This is a genomic window from Niallia nealsonii (genome assembly GCF_002835805.1).
GTDB classification, from domain to species: Bacteria; Bacillota; Bacilli; order Bacillales; family Cytobacillaceae; genus Niallia; species Niallia nealsonii.
On record NZ_PISE01000065.1, the window covers coordinates 1 to 24203 of the forward strand.

The 24203-nt window shown below is 33.7% G+C and carries 23 protein-coding genes; 12 read left to right on the forward strand and 11 right to left on the reverse strand.

Annotation, left to right across the window (positions count from 1 at the left end; all coding sequences use genetic code 11):
- The first annotated feature begins 260 nt into the window (after positions 1–260).
- Positions 261–1181, forward strand: coding sequence for a M23 family metallopeptidase (locus tag CWS01_RS20950; protein ID WP_101179282.1), 921 nt, complete (start codon positions 261–263; stop codon positions 1179–1181).
- A 473-nt stretch (positions 1182–1654) separates the two neighbouring features.
- On the opposite strand, the gene CWS01_RS20955 is transcribed toward CWS01_RS20950, so the two are convergent.
- The 3 genes from CWS01_RS20955 to CWS01_RS20965 form a co-directional block, all read right to left on the reverse strand.
- Positions 1655–2236: a ferric reductase-like transmembrane domain-containing protein gene (locus tag CWS01_RS20955; protein ID WP_101179284.1), complete on the reverse strand. Its 582-nt coding sequence runs from the start codon at positions 2234–2236 to the stop codon at positions 1655–1657.
- Positions 2230–3141, reverse strand: coding sequence for an FAD:protein FMN transferase (locus CWS01_RS20960; RefSeq protein ID WP_101179285.1), 912 nt, complete (start codon positions 3139–3141; stop codon positions 2230–2232). The genes CWS01_RS20955 and CWS01_RS20960 overlap by 7 nt, the downstream gene beginning before the upstream one ends.
- An 87-nt stretch (positions 3142–3228) precedes the next feature.
- Positions 3229–3687: a hypothetical protein gene (locus tag CWS01_RS20965; RefSeq protein WP_101179287.1), complete on the reverse strand. Its 459-nt coding sequence runs from the start codon at positions 3685–3687 to the stop codon at positions 3229–3231.
- 481 nt (positions 3688–4168) lie between these two features.
- Between CWS01_RS20965 and spoIIID the strand changes: the two genes are divergently transcribed.
- On the forward strand, positions 4169–4438 hold the full coding sequence (gene spoIIID / locus CWS01_RS20970) for a sporulation transcriptional regulator SpoIIID (protein WP_101179322.1): 270 nt from the start codon (positions 4169–4171) through the stop codon (positions 4436–4438).
- Positions 4439–5075: 637 nt separating this feature from the next.
- Positions 5076–6077 (forward strand): rod shape-determining protein, encoded by a 1002-nt coding sequence (gene mreB / locus CWS01_RS20975; protein WP_101179290.1) that lies wholly within the window; start codon positions 5076–5078, stop codon positions 6075–6077.
- Positions 6078–6247: 170 nt separating this feature from the next.
- Here mreB and CWS01_RS20980 read toward each other — a convergent pair whose 3' ends face one another.
- The 3 genes from CWS01_RS20980 to CWS01_RS20990 all read right to left on the reverse strand — a co-directional run bounded on the left by CWS01_RS20980 (position 6248) and on the right by CWS01_RS20990 (position 9253).
- Complete coding sequence (locus CWS01_RS20980; RefSeq protein ID WP_101179291.1) at positions 6248–7297, reverse strand: hemolysin family protein; 1050 nt, start codon at positions 7295–7297, stop codon at positions 6248–6250.
- A 194-nt stretch (positions 7298–7491) separates the two neighbouring features.
- Positions 7492–8826, reverse strand: coding sequence for a hemolysin family protein (locus CWS01_RS20985; protein ID WP_101179293.1), 1335 nt, complete (start codon positions 8824–8826; stop codon positions 7492–7494).
- Between the two features lie 40 nt (positions 8827–8866).
- Positions 8867–9253 (reverse strand): MerR family transcriptional regulator, encoded by a 387-nt coding sequence (locus tag CWS01_RS20990; RefSeq protein WP_235852139.1) that lies wholly within the window; start codon positions 9251–9253, stop codon positions 8867–8869.
- Positions 9254–9584: 331 nt separating this feature from the next.
- On the opposite strand from CWS01_RS20990, the gene CWS01_RS20995 reads away from it, so the two are divergent.
- The 5 genes from CWS01_RS20995 (at position 9585) to CWS01_RS21015 (ending at position 12865) form a co-directional block, all read left to right on the forward strand.
- Positions 9585–10400: a flagellar hook-basal body protein gene (locus CWS01_RS20995; protein WP_101179297.1), complete on the forward strand. Its 816-nt coding sequence runs from the start codon at positions 9585–9587 to the stop codon at positions 10398–10400.
- 30 nt (positions 10401–10430) lie between these two features.
- Positions 10431–11261: a flagellar hook-basal body protein gene (locus CWS01_RS21000; protein ID WP_101179299.1), complete on the forward strand. Its 831-nt coding sequence runs from the start codon at positions 10431–10433 to the stop codon at positions 11259–11261.
- Between the two features lie 313 nt (positions 11262–11574).
- Complete coding sequence (locus CWS01_RS21005; RefSeq protein ID WP_101179300.1) at positions 11575–11853, forward strand: DNA-directed RNA polymerase subunit beta; 279 nt, start codon at positions 11575–11577, stop codon at positions 11851–11853.
- 102 nt (positions 11854–11955) lie between these two features.
- Positions 11956–12393 (forward strand): 3-hydroxyacyl-ACP dehydratase FabZ, encoded by a 438-nt coding sequence (fabZ, locus tag CWS01_RS21010; protein ID WP_101179302.1) that lies wholly within the window; start codon positions 11956–11958, stop codon positions 12391–12393.
- Positions 12394–12574: 181 nt separating this feature from the next.
- Positions 12575–12865, forward strand: coding sequence for a hypothetical protein (locus CWS01_RS21015; protein ID WP_101179304.1), 291 nt, complete (start codon positions 12575–12577; stop codon positions 12863–12865).
- 287 nt (positions 12866–13152) lie between these two features.
- Here CWS01_RS21015 and CWS01_RS21020 read toward each other — a convergent pair whose 3' ends face one another.
- The 5 genes from CWS01_RS21020 to CWS01_RS21040 form a co-directional block, all read right to left on the reverse strand.
- A complete protein-coding gene (locus CWS01_RS21020; protein WP_101179306.1) occupies positions 13153–13584 on the reverse strand; it encodes a YwpF family protein in 432 nt (143 codons plus the stop codon).
- Between the two features lie 113 nt (positions 13585–13697).
- Positions 13698–16526 carry a DEAD/DEAH box helicase gene (locus tag CWS01_RS21025; protein ID WP_101179308.1) on the reverse strand — a complete coding sequence of 943 codons (2829 nt, stop codon included), beginning with the start codon at positions 16524–16526 and terminating at the stop codon, positions 13698–13700.
- Positions 16513–18129: an SWIM zinc finger family protein gene (locus CWS01_RS21030; protein ID WP_101179310.1), complete on the reverse strand. Its 1617-nt coding sequence runs from the start codon at positions 18127–18129 to the stop codon at positions 16513–16515. Before CWS01_RS21030 ends, CWS01_RS21025 begins: the two co-directional genes overlap by 14 nt.
- A gap of 464 nt (positions 18130–18593) precedes the next feature.
- On the reverse strand, positions 18594–19679 hold the full coding sequence (locus CWS01_RS21035) for a C40 family peptidase (protein WP_101179312.1): 1086 nt from the start codon (positions 19677–19679) through the stop codon (positions 18594–18596).
- A 350-nt stretch (positions 19680–20029) separates the two neighbouring features.
- Positions 20030–20902 (reverse strand): helix-turn-helix domain-containing protein, encoded by an 873-nt coding sequence (locus tag CWS01_RS21040; protein ID WP_101179314.1) that lies wholly within the window; start codon positions 20900–20902, stop codon positions 20030–20032.
- 491 nt (positions 20903–21393) lie between these two features.
- Between CWS01_RS21040 and CWS01_RS21045 the strand changes: the two genes are divergently transcribed.
- From CWS01_RS21045 to CWS01_RS21060, 4 genes are read left to right on the forward strand one after another with little or no spacing between them, the layout of a single operon-like run.
- On the forward strand, positions 21394–22185 hold the full coding sequence (locus tag CWS01_RS21045; RefSeq protein ID WP_101179316.1) for a two-component system sensor histidine kinase NtrB: 792 nt from the start codon (positions 21394–21396) through the stop codon (positions 22183–22185).
- 38 nt (positions 22186–22223) lie between these two features.
- Positions 22224–23483 carry a hypothetical protein gene (locus tag CWS01_RS21050; protein ID WP_101179317.1) on the forward strand — a complete coding sequence of 420 codons (1260 nt, stop codon included), beginning with the start codon at positions 22224–22226 and terminating at the stop codon, positions 23481–23483.
- Between the two features lie 12 nt (positions 23484–23495).
- Complete coding sequence (locus CWS01_RS21055) at positions 23496–24086, forward strand: accessory gene regulator B family protein (protein WP_101179319.1); 591 nt, start codon at positions 23496–23498, stop codon at positions 24084–24086.
- Positions 24067–24192 (forward strand): cyclic lactone autoinducer peptide, encoded by a 126-nt coding sequence (locus CWS01_RS21060; RefSeq protein ID WP_101179321.1) that lies wholly within the window; start codon positions 24067–24069, stop codon positions 24190–24192. Before CWS01_RS21055 ends, CWS01_RS21060 begins: the two co-directional genes overlap by 20 nt.
- Positions 24193–24203 lie beyond the last annotated feature (11 nt).

Here is a 24203-nt window from a genome sequence, read left to right on the forward strand (position 1 = left end):
ATTATTTGCTGCTTTTTTATTTAGGTAATTTAGTGGCGAGAAAGAGAAGGCAAAAATTAATGATAAAAAACTGCAACAACACAGCGAATTTTTCTTAGATGGAGGGGTTTCTATTTTTCGTAAAAGGAATATTTTTACTAAGTTTAAAAAAAATGAATAAATATCAGTTTTTTATCAAAAAATAAGTTTTAAAAATTTTTTTAGAAAAATGTATATATTTCTTATTATCTGTTCAGAATGATTGCTGAGGTGATGATAAAATGAGAGAGGAAGAAAACAAACGTACTTCTCCAGATTCAAAAGTGAAACGCTTCTTTAAAAAGCGTTGGGCGTTTCCAGCCGTGTATATTGCAAGTGCAGCAATTATTTTGTCAGGTGTTCTTTGGTATCAAAATAGTGCATCAGATAGTGATGATTTTAAGTATGATGCAACTAACAACCCAACAAAGCAAATAGATGATCCAGGAATGCCTGTCAGCAAGGAATTTGAAAACTTTACTTGGCCAGTAGCAGATCCAGAAGCAGTAGAGACACAAAAACAATTCTACGATAATGCAGTAAGCCAGGAAGAACAAGTAGATGCATTAGTATTCTACGATAATATGTATCAACCTAATACTGGTATTGATTTAAAAATGAAAGACAATAGTGAATTTGATGTTGTGGCATCTTTAAGCGGTACAGTAACAAATGTAACAACGGACTCTGTGTTAGGCAATACAATTGTATTAGATCATGGCGATGGCATTAAAACAGTTTATCAATCTGTAAAAGATATTCAAGTGGAAAAAGGTGACCAAGTAGAAAAAGGTGACCCACTTGCAACAAGCGGTCAAAGCCAATTTAATAAAGAAGCCGGTGTACATGTACATTTCGAAATTCGTAAAAATGATGTAGCGGTTAATCCAGTTGATTACTTTGATAAATCTTTAAGTGCTTTACAAAGTGATGAAACAGTAGGCGCTAGTGCAGAAACAGAGGAAAATGCAACAATTGATGAAAATAGCACGGAATCTAATAAAGAGGATTCTGCTGTAGAAGAAAATAGCACAGAATCTAATAAAGAGGATTCTTCCGTAGAGAAAAAATCAACTGATTCAAAAGAATCTACAACAGATGAGTCTACTGATAAAGAAGAAACAAATACAGAAAGCAGCCTTTCATCAGATCCAAACGCATAAAACTAAAAATGGCCTAATCCCTTTCAAAAATAGAATTGTGTGGATTAGGCTATTTTATTTGCAAAATTTTTAATTTGAAGTGCTAGAGTGTGGCGGCTTTAATAGAGAAAATATTTTTCAGATCATTGGCCACTCTCTCGCCGCATTTTGCTGATAGAAACTAGCCTGCGAAAATCCAGATTGAAGTTTCACTTTATTTGATAGTTCTTTAAGGATTCTCCTTCGATTTGCTACTTTAAGTCTATTAATTGGAAAGGTTAAATGTGGTTATTTATTCCTGTTTTCTAATCCCAAAAAGTATACTCCACAATTCTTTGAATTAAAGGGAAAATGGACAAATTTCTCGGGAAATAAAAATAAAAAAATCGAAAAAAGCAAAAATATGTTGAAATTGGCAGAGCCGGCTTGTTTTTTGCAGAGAAGGAACTTTTGAGAAAGGTAAAAAACACCTAAAGTAACTTTAGATGTTTTTTCTATTGAATATCCATATTTACAGCTTGAGTTTTTTTTCTCCGATTCCATTCATGTAAGATGCGTAATATGGTTAAAAATAATACCGTAACTCCTGTGAAAATATATAGACTGAGCATTACTGGGCTTTCACTATCAGATCCAATAAGAACACCATGAAATAAAGAAGAATAAAAGGCGGGAAATGATAGGAAATGAATGGTTTTCCATGCTTTTTTTCCAAGCCTTTTAATAAAATCAGTCGATAAAATTAATAATAACAATCCATAAAAAGCAAATATTCCTAAGCATAATGAAACGGCATTGTGCTTTACAGTAAATGGAACTAAAATATTAATAAGGGTATAAGAGGTATATTCCTTTTCAAATAATAAAACAATACCGTGCACCATACCGAACAATAAAGCAAACCAGCCTGTTGCTTCATGGGCAGTTAAAACAGTTTGATTGTAACGTTTAGGCATTAGCGGCAGTTTATAGGAAATGCCTGTAATCATCGATATAAATAATAGTAAATAGGCTGTAATAGCGGCCCCTCGTGTTACATTCCAAACACTGAAAAAAGTGCTTAATTCATCTAACATACTAATGAACCTCCTTTTATAAAATAGCTAAGGTCACCATCAGAAACAACCTCTCTCCTTTTAGTTAAGGCAATAGCTGCAAGTGGCTTATGGAATTTACTTAGCATAGACAGACCATCTTGCCATCCCAAAATCAGCATGCATTTGGCTAAAACCTCTGCCTCCGTTAATGTTGGTGCCATAACAGAAACTTGTTGTAAATCAGAATAGCATGGCAGAGAAGTTCGAGGATCAAGGATGTGATGATAGGTGTTTCCCTCTAAAGAATGCCATCTTCGTTTTATAATAGAGCTGGTTGCAATTCCAGCATCAGTGGTTAGTTCAAAGGAACAGATGGAAGCATTTTTATGGCAAGGATGCTCTAAGCGGATTTTTTGTTTTTTTCCCCATGCAACAATATCTCCTCCTGCTGCAAGAACACCCGATTTATAGCCATCTTGTTTGAGAACCTCTTTGATGCATTGTGCAGTCCAGCCTTTTGCAATTCCCCCTAAATCAATATACATGTTATCTTCTATGGTGATGCTTTTCATCCCAATATGAAAACTAATACTTTTGTTGTTTTTTTGAAAATCACATAATTTTTCAGAATTTATATTTATCGGTTTTATTTTTTCAAAACTACGGTCATATCCAAGGGAAGAGATTTGTTTTCCTAAATAGGGATTAAATAATCCATTTGTTTTCTCGTAATATAAATGGGCAATTGCAACTGCTTCAAATAAAATAGGGCTGCACATAAAAGGTATTTGAAAGGAATGATTAAGCTGAGAAAGTTCGCTAGATGAATGGAAACGAGATAGTGTCTGCTCTGATTTGCGAAAAAGCTTTTCTACTTTAGATTGAGTATTTTTTGGCAAATCAAATGCTTGTATGGTGGTATTCATACACGAAAATTCATACATGATTATCAACTCCTTTGCTTAATATGTGTATTTTCTTCCTATAAAGCATGATTAGATAAGTTTTCTTAATCACTAGCAAAGCTTGTATCAAGAGGCTCCTCCAGTGATTTCTCCTCCTTGACCTTGTTCAAAGCTGTTTTGTCCTTCGTTATTTTGCCCATTGGTTGGTCCATTAGGCTGTTGTTGGCTAAAGGAATCTTGTGTTCCGTTTCCTCCTGAACTGTTTTCGTTATTAGAGCTGTTTGAATCATTTCCCTCATAATCACCTGCCCAAGAATCGCTGCTGTTGGAGGATTGACTATTTTGCCCAGAGTCTCCCGATTCTGACCCTGACCCAGATGAAGGGGTTTCGTTGCTGCTATTATCATCTGAAAAAGGATTCTGTGTATTTGGCATTGTCTGTTCTGTCTGGGTGTTGCTATTATTCATAGAAGCTACTTCTTCGTTTGTAATCGTATTCGATTTATTTAAGAGTCCTACAAATCCAGTAAATGCTGCTACACTTGATAATCCGATAAGCCATTTTGTTTTTTTATTTTTTTTCATATAAATTTCTAACCTCATTTCCTTTATAAATTTTAGGGAAGCATTAAGTTTGTGATGTTGTCATTTTAAAATAGAAAGCTTAATTAAAGCTTAATAAAGGATGAAGAAGTTTGAGGAAAATCACGGATGAAGCAGAATATTGCTTTTTTTTATATATAAATAAAAGAATTTTTAAAAAAATCAAGAAATAACTTGTCCTTATTCACATTTTTGTGCATAAAGTCTTACCCAAGCTAATAAACTGTTACAAACCTTACAAAGATGAAGTTTGGAGTGAGGAATCGTTTACAGCCAATGGATATGTAGTTGAGGACATGATTAATCACAATAAGTACAGAAAGTAACTGTGAGCTTTCTGCCGCATGGAAAAGTGTAATATTTATTAGCATGAAAGGAAACGTGCGGGATGAAGAATTTCGATGAAGCGAAAAGCGAGTCTCATTTCACACTTCTCACATCCAATTTAGGGAGGGCGAGTGGTGTGCACGATTACATCAAAGAGAGAACTATCAAGATTGGAAAGTATATCGTGGAGACGAGAAAAACAGTTCGCGTTATTGCGAAGGAGTTTGGCGTATCCAAAAGTACAGTCCATAAAGATTTAACAGAAAGGCTTCCTGAAATTAATCCGGATTTAGCAAATGAAGTAAAGGAAATACTTGATTACCATAAATCTATCCGGCATCTTAGAGGTGGAGAAGCAACAAAAATGAAATATAAGAAGGAAGAATTAGAAGGGGAGACTGTGTAATAAAGTCGAGAAGAATGGATAAAAATGAACAAAGAGAATCATCCTAAATACTCTATCGGTAGAATATTTAGTCTATCGATAGAGTATATAATACATAATTATTCAACTTTTTAAATCGTGCGAGATAGCTCGATTTTTTTTGCATCAGCAATTTTTATAATCCAAAAGTACGAACGATTTTTGCATTTTATAAGACTATAAGAAAAAACCGAGGAAATTGCTCTAATTATTGACAAAAAGTTACTTCTTTAAGCCTGGTTATGATAAAATAAAAAATTGGAGCAGGTCAAATAAATACTATGCATAAACGTAAGAATTATGCAAATTAACTTCTAGAATTATACAGTAAATGAATAAAACAATGTTGTATTATAGATAGAACGATTGTTATGGAAAAAAATGTTTTTTCATGTAATTAATTGGTGTAGAAATGTGTAGCAGATCTTGCATACAAATGTATTTTTGAAATATAAACTAAAAGACTTTATTTAATCCTAAAAAGAATCAATCTTAATATAAGAGGCGCTGTTTTGTTTCAATAAAAGTATGCTAAACGCACAACTAGCTTATAAAAGACATAAAAAAACAAAGATATGGATGATGAAAATAATTAGGAAAAAAGGCAGGAGGAAAAAGGATGTTTGCTAGAGATATCGGGATAGATTTAGGAACAGCAAATGTATTAATACATGTAAAAGGCCGGGGAATTGTTTTAAATGAACCATCTGTAGTGGCCCTTGATAGAAATACAGGAAGAGTATTAGCTGTTGGAGAAGAGGCACGCAAGATGGTTGGACGAACTCCAGGAAATATTGTGGCAATACGCCCATTAAAAGACGGAGTAATTGCTGATTTTGATGTAACAGAAGCAATGCTAAAACATTTTATTAATAAATTAAATGTTAAAGGTTTTTTATCTAAGCCTAAAATTTTAATTTGCTGCCCTACAAATATTACAAGTGTAGAACAAAAGGCGATTAAAGAAGCAGCAGAAAAAAGTGGCGGGAAAAAGATTTACTTAGAAGAAGAACCGAAAGTTGCAGCAATCGGTGCTGGAATGGATATTTTTCAGCCAAGCGGAAATATGGTAGTGGATATCGGTGGGGGCACAACAGATGTTGCTGTGTTATCAATGGGAGATATCGTTACTTCTTCAAGTATTAAAATGGCCGGAGATAATTTTGATAATGAAATTCTTCATTATGTTAAAAAACAATATAAATTGTTAATTGGTGAGCGTACAGCAGAAAATATTAAAATTGGCATTGGCACCGTTTTTCCAGGAGGAAGAAATGAAGAAATGGATATTCGTGGCCGTGATATGGTATCAGGTCTGCCAAGAACAATTAAAGTAAAGTCAGAGGAAATTGAACAAGCGTTAAGAGAATCTGTTGCTGTTATTGTTCAAGCTGCAAAAAGTGTTCTAGAAAGAACTCCTCCAGAATTGTCCGCAGATATTATTGATAGAGGAGTTATTTTAACTGGTGGTGGAGCATTGCTGCATGGCATCGACCAACTTTTGGCTGAAGAATTGAAAGTGCCTGTATTAGTAGCAGAAAATCCAATGGATTGTGTAGCGATTGGGACAGGCATTATGTTAGATAATATCGATAAGTTGCCGAAAAGAAAGCTAGGATAAGAAAATACGCCATACACATTTTATACCCATTAGAGAATAGAATAAACAAAAAAGGTCAATGATCAAGGGATAGAAGTTCCCAAGAGAATGACCTTTTTTATTATAAAATTTATTTTATTAAAATTATATTTTTAAATATAGATGGAAATGGTTGTTTAATTTGTAATAGATTATCTGGTTTCCACTAATTCATCGCGAATTTCACCAACAATTTCTTCTAATATATCCTCCATTGTTACAAGACCTACTGTTTGACCATCTTCGCCTTTTACAATAGCTATATGCATATGGCTTTGCTGCATTTTTAATAACGCATCTTTAATGGGAGATGTTTCTAAAAAGCTAGGTAATGTATGAATAAATTGCTGCATTTTTACTTCTCTTCCTGCTACAACATTCGTAAGCATTTCTTTTGTATTAATAAAGCCTATAAAATCATCTGTATGAGAATTCAAAGTAATTGGATACCTTGTATATTCATATTGGTCTAATACTGTAATCATTTCATCAAAAGTTATGACCTTTGTTAACGAAACAATTTTTTCTTTAGAGATCATAATATCTTTTAGAATGCGTTCATCAAATGCAAAAATATTTTCTAAATATTCCAGCTCAGTTTGATTGATTTCTCCGCTTTCGTAACTTTGGGTTACGATTAATTTTAACTCTTCTTCTGAATGGACAGTCTCATGACCTGCTGGTTTAACTCCAAAAGCACGAAGAAGACCACGAGAAGAACCATTTAGTGCTGTAATAAATGGATACATCACTTTTCCAAACCAGTATAGCGGAGGTGATAATAATAAGGTCATTTTTTCAGCAAATTGAATAGCAAGCGTTTTAGGAGCTAACTCGCCAATAACCACATGCAAAAACGTTACAATGGCAAGTGCAATCCCGTAGGAAAGGACAGTAGATAATGCTTCTGGTATGCTAAATCTTTCAAATAAAGGATGAAGCATCTTCTCTACCGTGGGTTCTCCTAAAGCACCAAGTATTAAAGCAGTGATAGTAATACCTAATTGACATGCTGATAAGTAATAGTCTAAATCACTGGCAACCTTTTTAGCTATAATTGCTTTTTTATTTCCTTCAGCAATTAATTGATCAATTCTTGACATTCTTACCTTTAAAATAGCAAATTCTGCTCCAACAAAAAAAGCAGTTAACCCGATAAATATGGCTATTAAAAACAAGTTTAAAACAATTAATCCGTCCAATTCATACTCCCCTATTTAAAAGATTTTCCATTCAACTATAAAGTGAAACTTCAATCAGTGGGGGTTTTCTTCATCCTCCACTGATTGTTAGTTGAACCAATCAGGCTTTTACGGGCAGTTATCCCCACCTAGATTTCTCGTTTTTTCTTACAATCTTGAGGTGTGGATGTTACTGCTCGTTAATGCGTGATAAATTATTGAGGAAGAACATCCTTTACATTATCTTTCATCACAGGTTGAGTTAAAACAACCTGCTTGATTTGGTAATTGTCCATTTCTGTTACCGTCCATAAATGATTCTCGTCTTCTACTTGATCATCCAGTTGCACAGTATCAATTAATTGATACTGAATCCAGCCACCGATAGTATCGATATTATCCTTTTCTTCGAATATAAAGCCAAAGCGCTCTTCTAGATCACTTAATAGAACAAGACCATTGATGGAATATTGATTATCTCCAATTTTCTGGATATCTGCTACTTCATCAGAATCAAACTCATCTCTAATTTCGCCAACAATTTCTTCTAAAATATCTTCTATAGTAAGAAGACCCGCAGTTCCTCCGTATTCGTCGATAACTAATACCATATGAACTCTTTTTTGTTGCATTTTCAATAATGCATCTTGGATTCGAGTTGTTTCAAGCACGGCTGGAAGGTCACGAACAAACTCTGTTAATTTATGATCTCTTCCTGAAGCCATACTGGTAAGCATTTTTTTTACATTTATCATTCCGACAATTTTGTCTTTGTCTCCATCAATAGTTACAGGATAGCGAGTATAGTTATATTCATCTAAAACACGGACAAGTTCATCGTATGGCATATGTTGATCCAAGGTAATAAAGGAAGTTCTGGGAACCATGATATCTTTTGCAACACGTTCATCAAAGGAGAATACATTCTCCATATATTCAAGTTCTGTTTGATTCAGTTCGCCACCTTGAAAACTTTGTGCCATAACAATTTTCAATTCTTCTTCAGAATAAGCATGTTCATGACCTACAGGTTTTACTCCGAAAGCTTGAAGAATGATGCGTGAAGCACCATTTAATGCCCAAATAAAAGGATACATAATCTTGCCAAACCAATATAGTGGCGCAGAAAGCATCAGTGCTAACTTTTCAGAGAATTGAAGAGCTAATGTTTTTGGAGCCATTTCTCCAACAACTACATGAAGAAAAGTTACTAGAATAAAAGCAATAGCGTATGATGCTATTGATGATATTGCTTCAGATACATGGAAATAATTAAATAGGGGATATAATAAACGTTCTACAGCAGGTTTACCCAGCGCGCCAAGTCCAAGTGCAGTAACAGTAATACCTAATTGACAGGCAGAGAGGTAATAGTCTAAATCACTCGCAACTTTTTTAGCCATAACTGCTTTTTTGTTTCCTTCAGCAATTAACTGATCAATCCTTGACATACGGATTTTCACAACTGCAAATTCAGATCCAACAAAAAATGCGGTAAGTATGATCAGAACGGCAAGCAAGAATAAATTTGTAATGGTAATAATGTCCAATTATTTCCCTCGATAAGAGGGATTCACCTCCAAAAAATAATTATAGTAGTGTCATTAGAGTCATGATAGCTGATAAGTTAGGTTCAATTCTGTTATAAACCCGTATTTTTTCTTCTTGTGAAACATGTTTAAGTTTTTCTTCCAATATAGAAAGTTTTTTTTGCAGACAATGTATTTCATCTTGAACATCACTTATAATAGGTTCTATTTCCATCGGTACATTAGATTTTAATGCTTGTTTTATTTCTTGAATGGACATCCTTTGTTGTTTTAAAAGTTTTATTCTTTCTAGTGTATGAATCACATCTTCTGAATAAAGACGGTAATTTGAGGAAGATCTTTGCGTCTCTAATAACCCATTTTGCGTATAATAATCTATTGTCCTTACTGATAATTCACTTAATTCTGCCACTTTGCCAATGCGCAATAATGCCTTCCCAATGTCGTTCACTCCTTAAGAAAATTTATATAATTAAGAATATAGCACAATAAAGGCTAAACCGTACAGTAAGACGTTTTGGTTTTTTGTAAATGAGTAATGTAAGACGTAAATATAAAGTATTCTATTGTAAATAGAATAAATAAAATAGTGAGCAAATAGTTATGTTTTAAAATGGAAAAAATTAATAATGTTTTTTATATTTTTTCCAAAAAATAATGCTGTTTTATCTAGTTATTTTTTTTATAATAGGTATATGTGAAAGTTCGACATATTTCTTAAAAATAATGATAGTTTGAGAAGAAATGGGAGATAAATTATGTTTAAGGGTTTTTATACAGCAGCTTCTGGAATGCTCACACAACAAAGAAAAACAGAAATGTTGACCAATAATGTAGCGAACAGCAATACTCCTGGTTTTAAAGAAGATCGTGCCAGCATTCGTACGTTTCCTGAATTATTGCAGAAAAGTGTAGAAAAATCTCTCTCAGGAGCAACGAAAAGAAGTGAAATTGGCTCATTAGCGACGGGCGTATATATGCAGGAAGCAATACCTAATTTTGTTCAAGGAGATATGAGGGATACGGGCTTAAAAACAGATATGGCGTTAATTGATACAGATGTTCCTGGCAATGAAGATAATAAAAAGGGATCCATTTTCTTTAATGTGCAAAATGCAGACGGAGATATGCGCTATACAAGAAATGGAAACTTTACTTTGAATAGTCAAGGTATTCTGACCGCTTCAAATGGTTATAGCGTCTTGGATGATAATAATAATCCTATACAGCTTTCAAATGATAATTTTACTGTTTCTGATGATGGTGTAATAACTGGGAGCAATGGGGAAACATTTCGCTTAGGGATAAGTTATACCGATAATCCACAAATGCTAACAAAAGAAGGCGATGGATTATATAGGCAAGAAGATGGAATGGACCTTGATGATGCTTATACAGCGAATGGGGTAGAGTTTCAAGTAAAGCAAGGATATTTGGAAAGCTCCAATGTAGATACATCCAAATCTATGACAGAAATGATGACAGCCTATCGATCCTTTGAGGCAAATCAGAAAATATTGCAAGCATATGACCAAAGTATGGAAAAAGCTGCAAATGAAATAGGCAAGATTTAATCTTAGGTTAATACCCATAAGGGGGATACGATGAATAGAGTAATGCTTACAGCGACTAATACACTAACACAGCTACAGCAGCAAATGGATAGCATAAGCAATAATATTGCCAATATAGATACAAATGGATATAAAACACAAAGCACAACATTTACTGATCTTTTGACACAACAGTTTAATAATCAAAAAGATGCAGAGAAAGAAGTAAATCGTTTAACTCCTAATGGAATTAGACAAGGTGTAGGTGCAAAATTAGCGCAAACTCAAACAGTAATGACGCAAGGATCCATTACAACATCTGATCGATCTTTAGATACAGCCTTTACAAAAGAAGGGCAGCTGTATCGTGTACAGATAAACAATGGAGATACAAACGAAGTTCAATATACAAGAGATGGAGCGTTTTATTTATCTCCAGTATCAGATACGGAGAATATGCTGGTGACAAAAGAGGGGTATTCTGTTTTAGATGAAAATGATAACCCAATTATCCTTAGCAATAAGGTAAAGGATTATCACATTTCTTCCACAGGAACTTTAACTGCTGATCTAAACGGCGGAGAAGAGCAAAGCATTAATTTAGGAGTCTCTTACGCAAACCTTCCCCAACTTCTCGAAAAAAGGGGAAACAATTTATATGGGATAGCAGCAACTGCTGGGAATGCAAATGAAATCTTGACCAATTTAGATGGAAATTTACGAGAGCAAATTGCTATTCAACAAAATGCATCAGAAAAATCGAATGTTGATATGAGCAGCGAAATGGTAAATCTTATGGCTACACAACGTGCCTATCAATTTCAGTCCAGATCTATAACAATGGCAGATCAAATGATGGGGCTTGTTAACGGTATACGTTAAAGAAAAATACAATATCTAGAGTGTTTTTTATCCCTATTTAATGGGCTTGTGACCCCCATTTCTAAATCAGGAGAGGAAAACCCCCACTGATTGAAAGATTCACTTTATCTACATTTGTTTGTTAGCAAAATCAGTTGTGGCGGACAGTTTTTGAGGAAATCTATATTAATGATTAGAGTAGACAAAATCTTTATTCGTGAAGAAAAAAGGTTTTTTACGGACTAAGAATTCAGAAAAATTTTTATAGACATCAAAGAGAAAAGCTATGGGAGTTACTGTCCGTTAAAACGGCACAAAGGAGAATCGATATAATATGGCTGCAAGTCAAGAACTTGTTAAAACAAGGGAAGAGCTTATCGAAGAAAAAAGTAATCAGCAGGAAAAAATAAATAAAAATGCCGATTCGCTTACAAAAGTTAGAGTTCGCCTTATTCCTATATGGATGCGTCTTATTATTATTACTGTTTTATTAGCATTAAGTGTTACTTTAGGAGCAATTATAGGATATAGTGTGTTAGGCAGTGGAAAAGTTTCCGATACTTTTAGTAAGGAAACTTGGACGCATATTATTGATTTAGTAAATAAAAAATAGCAATATAGCGTTGTGAGAAGGGAAGGTAATAAATTCCCTTCCTTTTTTATATTCTTTTTTAGTACAATAATATAGAACTACATATTAAGAGGAGGTCATGAAATGCTTGATATTAATCAAATAAAAGAAATTATTCCCCATCGATATCCGTTTTTGTTAGTAGATCGAATTTTAGAGGTGGAGGAAGGAAAAAAAGCAGTCGGCATTAAAAATGTATCTGCAAATGAAGAATATTTTAATGGACATTTTCCAGATTTCCCTGTAATGCCAGGTGTTTTAATTGTAGAAGCATTAGCACAGGTAGGTGCAGTGGCGATGCTAATTAAAGAAGAAAATAAAGGAAGACTTGCCTTTTTTGCAGGAGTAGATAACTGTCGATTTAAAAAACAAGTATATCCTGGCGATCAGCTTCGTTTGGAAGTGGAAATGACCAGAGTTAGAGGGAAGATTGGCAAAGGTAAATGTGTGGCGACGGTTGATGGAGAAATTGCATGTGAAGCAGAAATTATGTTTGCTTTAGGAGATAAGAAAGAAGAATAATCATGTTTGATTAATGGGATTATACATTCTGTCAAAAGTAAAAAGCAATAGCCTGCTTATTCTTATTAGTTAATTTTTGGGATTTTCTTGTTGTAGGTAATAATCTCTTTTTCTTGGATATGCTAATAGTTGACCAAAAGTGAAGGTCAGCAAAAATACTACTAAGAAGAGAGGTTCTATCATGACAAGTAAATGGTTAAAAATCTTAGGATGTTCTTTGTTGTCTGCAATGTTTCTTGCTGGATGTGGGGATGATGATCAAAACCCAGCTCCGGAGGATGATACGACCATTGAGGATACAGATATTGACGATAACGATGTAGATACAGATCTGGATAATGATAATGTCCCTGATTCATCTGATCAAAATACGGACAATGATGGGGATGCTACAATCGACAATAATGACCCTGGTGAAGATATCATTGAAGACAAAAATGATGTAGAAGACAAAGATAATTTAGACGAATAAGCATCACAGAAGGTCTATGCCCTTTTGAGGATTCATTTTTGCTCTATATGTGATGAGATAAAGATGGGGCTTTCCAATAAGCTTTTTTTGCTATTGGTTGCCCCTTTTATCACATATTACCGGGCTTTTAGTCCCCGTCTAAGGGGGGATAGAAGAAAATGAGAATAGAAACTTGCCCATAAAAGCCTGATTGAAATTTTGCTTTATATTCAAGCATGCTAACATATTAATTTTGTTTTTAAGGGTATTGTCTTTTTAGGATAGATCTGTCCCTTTTTTATGCTGGTTTAATTTTTTTCCAAAAAAGCTTGTGGTTTACTTTGCATTAGTTCTTTAAATTTAATAGATAATTCTTCTCCAGCAAATCCCTCTCTCAGTAAATAATCAAGCAGTAATTCTGCGTAATCAATGCGATCTCTCTTTAAATTTCCCTCTAATAGAATGCTTGCTGTATTATTAAATACTTGAATCGAAAGAATTTCTACTTCAAAAGGCGCAGGGTCATTTTCTTTTTTTGTAATAACAGCATGTACAAGCATTTTTCCTTTTTGCATTTTTCTTTTTTTAAAAAAATCTATATATTCATGTGTTGTATACATTTCTAGAAGCCACTTGCTTTTTTCATCTTCTTTGTTAATGATAAGGCCATCCACAAGGTCAATTGGAATTATCTTATCTGCGAGCAAAACTTGAACAGATATTAATTTAAAAGTCTTCAAAAAATGCCCTCCTAGAGTATAATGACTTATATTTACTACAATTATACAGTACATTGGATGAACAAAAAATGAAAGCCCCTGCCAAAAGAGAAAAGGAAGGGGCTTAATGAACATTAGGATAATGAGACAAGATCTTTTAACTCATCTGTCGATAGTTCTGTTATCCAATTTTCATTTTGGATTATTTGATCATTTAATGATTGTTTTTTCTCGAGCATTGCATCAATCTTTTCTTCTAATGTTCCTGTGCAAATCATTTTATGGACATGTACAAATTTAGTTTGGCCGATACGATAAGCTCGGTCTGTTGCTTGGTTTTCTACAGCAGGATTCCACCAGCGATCATAATGGATCACATGATTAGCAGCTGTTAAGTTTAAACCAGTTCCACCTGCTTTTAATGACAGTAGAAAAATGGGGAATTCATTTTCCTGAAATTGTTGAATTAGTTTATCCCGTGTATTTTTTGGGACACTTCCATTCAAAAAAGGTACATCAATATTGAATTTCTTTTTAATCATTTGCTGAATCATGGCACCCATATCAATATATTGAGTAAAGATTAAACAACTTTCATTTCGTTCGATAATTGCTTCCGTTAATTCTGCAAGTTTTTCCATTTTTACAGAACGAGAGAGCAAGTCGGTTGGTTTTTCTTCTTTTAAGTAAAGGCTTGGATGGTTGCATAATTGTTTTAGTCTACTCAGCATCTGTAATACTAGTCCTTTTCGCTCAAATCCGGATAATTGTTCAATTCTCGCAAAAGTATCATGAATCAGCTGTTCGTAGAGTGCTGCCTGTTCAGCAGTTAACGGACAATATTCCTTTTGCTCTTGTTTATCCGGCAAGTTTAGCGCCACTTCTTCATCTTTTTTCGTTCTTCTTAATAGAAAAGGTCGAATCATTGTTTGGAGGCGTCCCACTTGCTCTTTGTTATCATCCTTCTCGATTGGGATAACAAAATGTTTCTGAAACTGGGAAAGACTCCCTAAATAGCCATGGTTGGTAAAGTCAAAAATAGACCATAGCTCATTTAAACGATTTTCCATCGGTGTCCCAGATAGCGCAATATAATGATTGGCTTTCAGTTTGCGGACAGCCCGTGACTGTTTTGTCTGTGAATTTTTAATATTTTGCGCCTCATCAATCGAGATGGAGCTCCAAGTTATTTGATTAAATTGTTCATAATCTATATGGGTTAAACCATAAGAAGTTAGGACGATATCACAATTCTCTGCATGTTCGATAAAGAATTCATCTTTTAAACGGTTAGAGCCATAATGCAGATGAAGTTTTAAGTTTGGCGCAAAGCGTTCGATTTCCTTTTGCCAATTGCCGAGAACAGATGTAGGACAAATGATAAGTGCAGGCGCTGTGTTCTTTTTTTCCTCTTCTTTCACCTTTAATAGATAAGAGATAAGCTGAACTGTTTTCCCAAGTCCCATATCATCGGCAAGTATTGCTCCGAATCCGTATTTTCTTAAGAAAAGCATCCAGCTCATCCCAAGAACTTGATATGGTCTTAATTCTCCTAAAAAGCTTCCAGGCACTTTTTCCAATGGAAGGTTTTTTACTTCCTTTAATTGATGAATCATAGTGCGCCACTGTTTATTTAATTCGATTTGGATTTTGGCAAATAATTTAGGATTGTCTAAGTCATCTTGCTGCTGTTCTTCTGTTTGCAGCAGTTCTTGTTCAATTAAATCTCGAACATGCAGCCCTTCTTTTTCGGCTTTTTTCATTAGATCCTGTATTTGCCGTATAAAGGAAGGATCCAGTTTAATCCATCTTCCTCTTATAAAAACAAGTCGCCTTTTTTCTTCCACTAATTTGTTGAATTCTTCTTCTGATAAGTTTACTCCATTCATGGAAAAGCGCCAATTATAATCAAGCATGGCATCTAGTCCCACAAAAGATGGACGATGGCTGGCATTAGATACTTTTGCTTTTACTTTTATGCTGGCATTTTTCATTGCTTGCCACCAAGATGGAAGAAGAATATCGACACCTAAAGCAAGCAGTGTTTCACTAGCATCTGTTAGAAACATCCATGCCTCTTCTTCTGTTAGCTGATTTGTAATCCCTCTGTTCCCTTTTAGCCATGGAAACAGATTAATTAAGCGATGTTGTTCCTCTTCTATATAATCTTCGAAAAGGATCCATTTTTTTGGCATATTAGCAGTATCGTGAACATCTATTACCATGTCAGGATTATCTCTACTTTTTAGAAAAAGTTCTAGATTCCAAGTGGCATCTAATTCAGTTGGCTCTTCCAGTTTGATTCCAAGTGCAAAGGGACAAGTGTTTTCTGAAAGCCCCATCCATTCTTGCCAAGTTGCTTCTGTAAAGTAGACGGCCAATTTAGATGGAGGAATATTAGCATGTTGCAGTGCTGTCATTTTTTGGCTGAATTGCTGTTTTGTTTCTTTATTTTGATTTAAATAATCATCTAATGATTGATTAAACCAGCTATCAATAAATTCTCGATTTGATCTTCCTTCTAATTCGTCTGGCAGTGTTTCTTCCCAAAAGGATGCATTAAATTCTTCTATTACTCTGTAAGGCAGGCTCCAGCGAAACCGGTCATTTTCCCACTCCTTAAAGTCTGGTATCCATTCCTTCTGTTCTATTGCTTCATAAAGGCTTGGAGCTGCTGCTAAGCAGACTTCTGCTGTTTCATTCCAATCCCAATCGATATAACGATTAAATCTCTCGTTTGCAAATAGTGTAGACAATTGCCAAGCATTTAACAAAATGCCCTCTACGCCATCAACAGAATCTATTTGAAGAATAGTTCCGAAGTAACTTTCTTGATGATACTGAAAAAGTAATTTTTTCCAATAGTCAGGGTGAATATAGCTTTCCTCTGAAACTCCTGTTAAAAAAAAACCTTTTTCCTCATAATAATGAACATTTATTTTTAAATAATTAGTTTTCAGCATGTATCAACTTACCTTTCCTGCATTCTTCATGAAAGGCTCTTAACCGTTTTGTTCGCTCAAGAGTGAGAATTAAGAAGCGTTCGAAATCATTGGATTTTTTTAGCTTTTTGTATAATGTCCGTAATTTTTTAATTTGTCGAACCGCAATACGATAATGTTCCCGTGTTTTTAAATCGATATGTTCCTGGATAGAACGGTGATAAAGGGATAATAAGAGACTTTGATCATATTCCTGAAGCTTTTTGATTTGATATTTATCTAGTTCATCTATTCCCATTCCCATATAAGTAAATAAATCAATCCACTTATCAAACAATGCATTTTCATAAAGAAAGGCTTCATAATGACGAAAGCTAAAAGGCAGTGTTTGTATATACGCTTTTTCTAATAAATCAGACCGGTTTTTTGCTTCGCAAAAAGGAGCAATAGATTTAATGGCTATGATGCTAAACTCATGACAATAGTCTATATCGTCATATTCAATAGATAGGTAATCCTTTAATGGATGTATATAGGACATAATATATGGTTCTAGTCTGTTCCAAGCTTTGCGGCTATTGAAGTAATCCATCCAATAGATCATGTAAGGAATAATAGTTGTTTTTAAAGAACGAATATGATCTATTGCCTTTTGATCCTCCTTTAAAAGGATTCCTAAGTGAATAATAGCAATTTTTTCTGCAAAAGAACTTGAACTTATAGCAGAGAGTCTTGCTGCTTCATCTAATTGCCATTGTTTTTTTGTCAAAAGATTTGTCCAAAGCATGCGGTAAATTTGGATTGATTCAAATTTAATGATTGGATTTATTACAAGAATATCGCTGCATTCCCCTTTTAATCTTTCTAAAAATTGATCAAAAGAAAAGGGGAAGGTAAAGTTGGCTAATTTATAGATGTTTTCTTCAATTCCTGTCAATAAATCATGGTATATATGCCGGTAATAACGATTAATCGTTGTGGCAGAATGGTTTAGTGTTTTGCTTAGTAGTAGAAACTTTTTAAATGTATAAACATTGCCTACTAATAAATAAAGCAGCTTCCATTCATTTTGAAAAGGGGCATTGCTTTTTAATTTTCGATTATAAATATAATACATTTCTGTAATGTTATGCGGTTTTTGACTTTTCGCTGCTATAAGAGAATCAAAACTTTCATTAAAGGAAGTAATCCATTCTGTATAATCAGGTTCATTTGTTTCGTTGTCCTGCAATAAATCGCTTGCCCGCATTAATTTTAGATTTTTTAGCTCTAATGGTTTTTTATTAGGTTTACGCCAATCTGCAATCCATGTAGATACTTTTCCTGCAAGTCCAAGAAAATAAAAAAATACGGCCAATTGATGACGACAGATTCCTTCTGTGTAACAAGTGCAAGAACTAGTTTGAATAAAGTTTAAATCAAGGATAACTTTGACCGGTGTCACATCCTGAACCGCACCTGTTACTTTTTCATTGTCAATTTTTACTTGTGAAACGAATCCCTGACGATAAAGAAGCAGTCCTTTTTCTACTGCTTTTTGTGTGTTGGGATTGTTTGCATCAAGTATTTGCATGAAGTTCTCTGCGCAATAATTCAACGGCTCTATATATTTGTCTAGAAACATTGTTATCCCTCCAAAAAATCATTAGAACCATTAACATATACAACTAATCCTCATATATTCACTAAAGATTTGTGATGACAGTGTATATCATGATCAGTTATGCCAGTTTTTAAAAGTCTAGTTAGGCGGCAAAAGAAGCAGCACCTTTTTAGACTTATCGTTAAAATAGATGTTTATAGAGCTTTATCTCTATATAAGTACGCAAATAGGAAAAATCCATCCCTTGTAGTACGCGGCATCCTTAGAGAGCACACGCTATAAACGGTGGGAATTGGAACTAGGCCATTCGATTGAACTTTTTCCTTTTTGGAAAATTCATTCGTAAAAAAAACCATTCTTTAATTATAACGCTTTTGTTTCATAGATGGTAGGGGATTGAGGAGGAAGGGGAAGCTGGAGTAAATTCAAAAAGCAAAAAGGGATCAGTCGTATTGTGAACTGATCCTTTTTTCTAAGCAAACCATTTAATACAATCGTTTAAAGCTTGAAAAATGCTTTTTATAATAAGAATTATCTAAGCTAGTAATGCGGACGCCACTTGAATCGGCGTGGATAAACTGATTGCCCCCGATATAAATGCCTAAATGTGAAATGCCTGCCTTATATGTACCCTCAAAGAAAACAATATCCCCAATTTTAGGAGTATCTACATAATAACTTCTATCATAATATCCTTGTGCTGAATAGCGGTTGATAGATTTGCCTGATTGATTAAACACGTAATAAACAAAGCCGCTGCAATCAAAACCAGATGTGGAAGTTCCACCCCAACTGTATGGAATGCCAATTAGTTTTTTTGCTGTAGATACTATATCTCCTGAAGCAACAGACGAATTGTTTGAATTGGATACGTTAACGGTAGAGTTTGAACTGCTGGATTCCACCTTGCTGCTTTCGGTTGTGCTATTGCTTGAGGAGGTTCCTGTAATCTTTAGTTTTTGTCCTGCGAAGATGAGATCAGATGTCAAATTATTTAATCTCTTTAGCTGGGAAACAGACAAGTTATATTGTGCTGCAATTCTCCCAAGTGTATCCCCGCTCTTAATTGTATAAGTAGTAGAATTGGCCGTATTAGTTGTTGTTGTTGTTGTGCTAGTTGATACAGAACTCGTATTCAAGTTTGCGGTATTGGCTGGTTTGGAAACGACTAATCTATTGCCAGGAAAAATTAAATTAGATGTAATATTGTTCCAACTTTTTAAATCGGATAGGGAGATGGAAAATTTATTTGCTATTTTTGAAAGTGTATCGCCAGAAACAATTGTATATGTTTTTGCTGCGGTAGTTGTTTTAGTCTCTATACTACTTGAAGCAGCAGATGATTTTTTTTGGATGGTATTTTCGGACAAATTCAGTTTCTGATTAATATATATAGTATCAGAAGCTAGGTTATTAGTAGTTTTTAAATTTGTGACTGTAGTACTGTATTGTTTGGCGATCCTGCTTAGAGTATCCCCCTTTTTTACGACATATGTACTAGCAGATGCATGTGCGGTGAAGGCGGATGAAAATATAGCTAAGGTTGCCAAAGCTGTGACTTTTTTCTTCATTTTGTAACACTCACTCCTAAGAAATAGTAATCTATGAAACTATATTATCATAGAGATGCAACTTATTGAGTGGGTATATTGGTCTAAAATAAGGATGTTTTCCTAAAAATAGGACTATAATCATATGTGTATATCCTTTTTCATTAAGAGGAATTAGTTGATTGGCTGCAAAAGGTTCGCGATTCTGCTTATTTGAATGGGAATTCTTTGGAGAAAAATAAAAAAACTAGCTGATATATAAGCTAGTTTTAAAGAATAGACTGTGTTAAATCTAATGGTTGATTTTTTGTACGCTGTTGATTGGAGTGGAAATCAACAGCTAAGTTTAACCGAGCTAAAGAATAAAGGAGTTAGGAATTCCATCTATTAATTTTATCTTGAATTTCCTCTGTGTAGCGATTATCTTTTACTAGCTGAAAAATCATAAGCGCTTCTTTCATATAATTTGTTGCTTGTTGAAGTTTATTTTGGAGTTCATAGTTAAAGCCAATATGATAATGAAAATGTGCAAGCAAGTAAAGATTATCTTTTTTGATCGCCCAATCAATGGCCTCTTTGCAGCAGGTTATCGATTGATCATACTGTTTAAGGTCGGTAAGTGATATAGCAATATTCAAATAAAGCCTGCTTTTAATCGTATCATCTTGTAAATGGGGAATCTCTTTTAGCCAGTTCAAAGCTTCATAGTAAATCTTTAAAGATTCTTCAATATATCCTTCTTCATAATAAAAGATGCCCCTGCTTGTATAAATTTCTATTTCTTTTTCTGTATAAACTTTATCAAAAGTTAATTTTATAGCTTCATCAATTAATGCAATAGCCTTTTGGAAATTTCGGTTTACTTCATATTCATAGATGGCTTTATGCCAAAGGATAATTTGGAAATGCTTTTTGTTGCGAGTGAATAATGGATTATGCTCTTCTGCTTCAACAATTTGTTTTATTGTCCCGTAATCAGTATTTCTGCGGGCGGCCTTTAATTGCCTGGTTGTTTCTATGATATAATCCAATCTTGGTGTAGTTCCAATATCGAAAAAATAATTAACATCAATGCCTAGACGTTGGGAGATTAAGTATAGTGTAGAGGAGAGTGGCAAAACCTCCCCTTTTTCAATTTTGCTAATTTGCGCTTGTGTACAAATATTGTGTGCTAAATCTTTTTGCGACAGTTTCATTTGTTTGCGCAGTTCTTTTATCTTTTCACCAACTGCTGAAAAATCCAATATATCACTTCCTAAAAATATTCCTAAAGTTATATTTTTATATAAAATGAAGAAAAAAAGAGAGAAAACGAGAGGGAATTACCCGAAAAACAGATGAAATGAATACTTCATCATTATATATAATATGGTTTAATAATAGCTGATGCAATATATTAAAAATATTTTGTTAATGGAAAAAGAACTCACCTACATCTTTTTTCAAATAAAAGCAAAATAAGATTAATTGAGCAATTTAATAGATGTTTCTATTAAAAACCATTTTATTAATTTATGAGTAGTCCTTTATCTCCAATTTTCTGCCGTTTTCTAAAGAGAAAGCGGTCTTTTTTTATGAAATGAACTAATTCTTTTTTCTAAAAAAAAAGGAATATGAAGCTGAAATATCGAATAGTTCAATATTCACAGTATAAATAAATAGCAATTATCCATATATAACAATATATTATAAAGATAAGAAGATAGAGAATTCACTAGGAGTGCAAGATTTCATTATGATACGTGTATTTAGCAAAAGATGGCTAAAAAGAAAACAAAAATTAAAAGAAAAATCAAAGTCAGTATACACCCCGGAAACCCCAAAGCTGTCAGGGGATGAGTTTGACTCAGAAATAGGAAAAATGGCGGCTTTCTTTGCACATGAAATTAGAAATCCACTCACTACTATTATTGGATTTACTCAATATCTTGAAAAGGAAGCACTAGCGAAATCGGAAACGAATATCGCTCAATATTCTTCCATCATTAGAGAAGAAGCAAATAGAATAGAATATCTTATTCAAGAACTGCTGACATTATCAAAAATGCACTTGCATAACGACAATTTATCCATCATTGATGTGAAACATAGTCTAAAAAAAATAGTCACCATCTATTCCCTGCAATTTGAGAAAAAAAATATCATGTTTACTACTAACTTAGAGGGAAGCCTCTATATTTCGGGGAATTCCAATCATTTTGAACGTTTAGTAATAAATTTAATAAAAAATGCAGGTGAGGCTATTCAGAAGGATGGAACAATCTCTGTAGAAGCAGTAAAAGAACCCCATAAAAATATTGCCATTTATATTAAAGATAGTGGACCTGGCATCCCGAAAGAACAGTTAGAAAGTATTTTTCACCCTTTCTATACTACTAAGGATGAGGGGACTGGTTTAGGTCTGCCGATTTGTAAGTCAATTATCGAAACAATGAATGGTAATCTAGAAATATGGAGCGAGCCAAATGAGGGCTTGCAGATAAAAATAACCATTCCAGAAAGTAAGCATACTTCTATTGACGTATAACAGTAATGGTTTTTAGAGAGTTGGGAGATCGATTTTTGATGAGCTATATTATAACTTTTTTAGTTTCTTTAATAGAATGGGCTGGATTAATCTCCTTTCCACTTATTCTCCTAGGTTATAAATACAACTACTATATAAAAAATATAATAATTCAATCAGCATGCATGAGTTTTATTTCAATATTATTGCATCTAACTTCCATGTCGGTTCCTGTTATCGTAGGTTTGCAGATTATTATTTTAATTTTTCTTTTTAAAATAGGATTAAAAACTAAAAATTTAGAAGCAATTGCTTTAACAAGTATAGGATATGGATTTTATTTATTTTTGCAATTACTGGTTATTGAACTGTTGACAAGCTTTTTGCAAGGAAGTTATTTAAAATTGTATCAAATGAGTAATTTTACAGTGTTTGTTCCAATGATAACCATTTCCATTTTGTTGATTTCCTGTTTTGTTTTATATAAAAATAAATTGCAAATATCAGAATTGCGGTATCAACTAAAGGCAGACCATATAGAGAAAAAAACGAAAAGAATCATCCAAATTCTTTTTGCGATGACTTATATCTTTATTGTCCTCGGTGCAACTGTTTTAATGGCAGACAAGCAAGTGAAATATTCCTTTATCTTGTTGAGCATTGTTGTCCTGTTTGCGATGATGCTATGCTATTTAATCTTTCATTCTCAATTGCAGAAGGAACAGCTGCTTTTTGCCAAAAAATATTATTTAGATCAAGAGCAGCAAGTAGCAGCCTTTGTCGAAAAATTAAAACAAAATTATGTCATGCATTTTAGAACAATAGAAAAGCTGAATCATGCTGGATCTTCTGATATTATTGCAGATTATATAGATACCCACGAGCTGCAGCAAATGAATATGATTTGGAAAAACAAAAATTTGCGAAAGGGAATAGAAGCGTTAGATCCACTGCTATATTCTTTTTTAGTGAATAAAAGAAAATTAGCCGATTTGCTCGGTGTGGAAATGAATGTTAATAGTCATATTAGTTCAGAAGAATTTGCCAGTTTAGGTCAAATTCGCAACATCAGCTTAATTATTGATGATTTAATGCTGACACTCTATGATATGAAGCAAAACGAAAAAAAGTTAATTTCAATAGAGTTGGATATATCAGATACAAAATTCATTTATAAAATAGAAGCAAATCTTACTATTGATCCAAATAATATGGAGCTAGGCTTATTTGATGCTTTAATTAAATTAAGGCAAAATAGGGCGACAGTAGACATGGAATTAGATCCTGTCAACATACTGGTGAAAATTCCTATTTTATAAGGAGCGAAACATGTGGTGGAAAGATACGCAGTAATTTTAGCAGATAAAATAAAGAAGATTAATCCAGAGGAAACGGCATCAAAAGATATTTTGATTTTTGGATTCACCATTATGCTGAATATATTAATTACCTTAGTGTTTCTATTATTTTTTAGCCTTTTGGTTGGAAAAACAATGGAAATGTTTATGATAGCTCTTTCGTTTATGATCATGCGAATGCTTACAGGAGGGCCTCATCTTCATCATGCATTAGCATGCTCGATTTGCAGCACTATTTTAATTCTAATAGGAGCCTATTTGCCGGATGGGGCAACTGCCATATTCATTTATGCATTGTCTTCTCTTTTTCTTTATATAAGGTATTTGCCATACTATGAAAAAGGTCAGGTTGTTCACTCAAAAGAATGGGAACAAAAGAAAAAGAGAATTGCCTTTTTTTTTCTATTTCTTAGCTTCTTATGCTCCATAACCTTGCAGCTAAATGCTTTTTTAATAGGCGCTTTTCTTCAAGGAGTTACTTCTCTTCCGTTTATGATACAAAGCATCTATAAAATAAATGGTTTATTTAAGGGAGGTGAGATACATGAAAAAAGCAGTTGCTAAAACAGTTTCTAATATGACTATGTCTTTATCAAGAGTTTTTGTTCAAGCATCAAGTCCTTTAATTCATATGCCTAAAATCCCTGAAAGCTTAAAAAAGCAAAAATAATCTAAAAAGCA

Bases quoted from the DNA above. Each gene is read 5' to 3' on its own strand.
- CWS01_RS21005 (WP_101179300.1), top strand. From the start codon at position 11,575: ATGGCTGCAAGTCAAGAACTTGTTAAAACAAGGGAAGAGCTTATCGAA.
- fabZ (WP_101179302.1), top strand. From the start codon at position 11,956: ATGCTTGATATTAATCAAATAAAAGAAATTATTCCCCATCGATATCCG.
- CWS01_RS20960 (WP_101179285.1), bottom strand. From the start codon at position 3,141: ATGTATGAATTTTCGTGTATGAATACCACCATACAAGCATTTGATTTG.
- CWS01_RS21030 (WP_101179310.1), bottom strand. From the start codon at position 18,129: ATGTTTCTAGACAAATATATAGAGCCGTTGAATTATTGCGCAGAGAAC.
- CWS01_RS21050 (WP_101179317.1), top strand. From the start codon at position 22,224: ATGAGCTATATTATAACTTTTTTAGTTTCTTTAATAGAATGGGCTGGA.
- CWS01_RS20950 (WP_101179282.1), top strand. From the start codon at position 261: ATGAGAGAGGAAGAAAACAAACGTACTTCTCCAGATTCAAAAGTGAAA.
- CWS01_RS21025 (WP_101179308.1), bottom strand. From the start codon at position 16,526: ATGCTGAAAACTAATTATTTAAAAATAAATGTTCATTATTATGAGGAA.
- CWS01_RS21045 (WP_101179316.1), top strand. From the start codon at position 21,394: ATGATACGTGTATTTAGCAAAAGATGGCTAAAAAGAAAACAAAAATTA.
- CWS01_RS20955 (WP_101179284.1), bottom strand. From the start codon at position 2,236: ATGTTAGATGAATTAAGCACTTTTTTCAGTGTTTGGAATGTAACACGA.
- CWS01_RS21060 (WP_101179321.1), top strand. From the start codon at position 24,067: ATGAAAAAAGCAGTTGCTAAAACAGTTTCTAATATGACTATGTCTTTA.
- CWS01_RS21000 (WP_101179299.1), top strand. From the start codon at position 10,431: ATGAATAGAGTAATGCTTACAGCGACTAATACACTAACACAGCTACAG.
- mreB (WP_101179290.1), top strand. From the start codon at position 5,076: ATGTTTGCTAGAGATATCGGGATAGATTTAGGAACAGCAAATGTATTA.
- CWS01_RS21015 (WP_101179304.1), top strand. From the start codon at position 12,575: ATGACAAGTAAATGGTTAAAAATCTTAGGATGTTCTTTGTTGTCTGCA.
- CWS01_RS20965 (WP_101179287.1), bottom strand. From the start codon at position 3,687: ATGAAAAAAAATAAAAAAACAAAATGGCTTATCGGATTATCAAGTGTA.
- CWS01_RS20995 (WP_101179297.1), top strand. From the start codon at position 9,585: ATGTTTAAGGGTTTTTATACAGCAGCTTCTGGAATGCTCACACAACAA.
- CWS01_RS21035 (WP_101179312.1), bottom strand. From the start codon at position 19,679: ATGAAGAAAAAAGTCACAGCTTTGGCAACCTTAGCTATATTTTCATCC.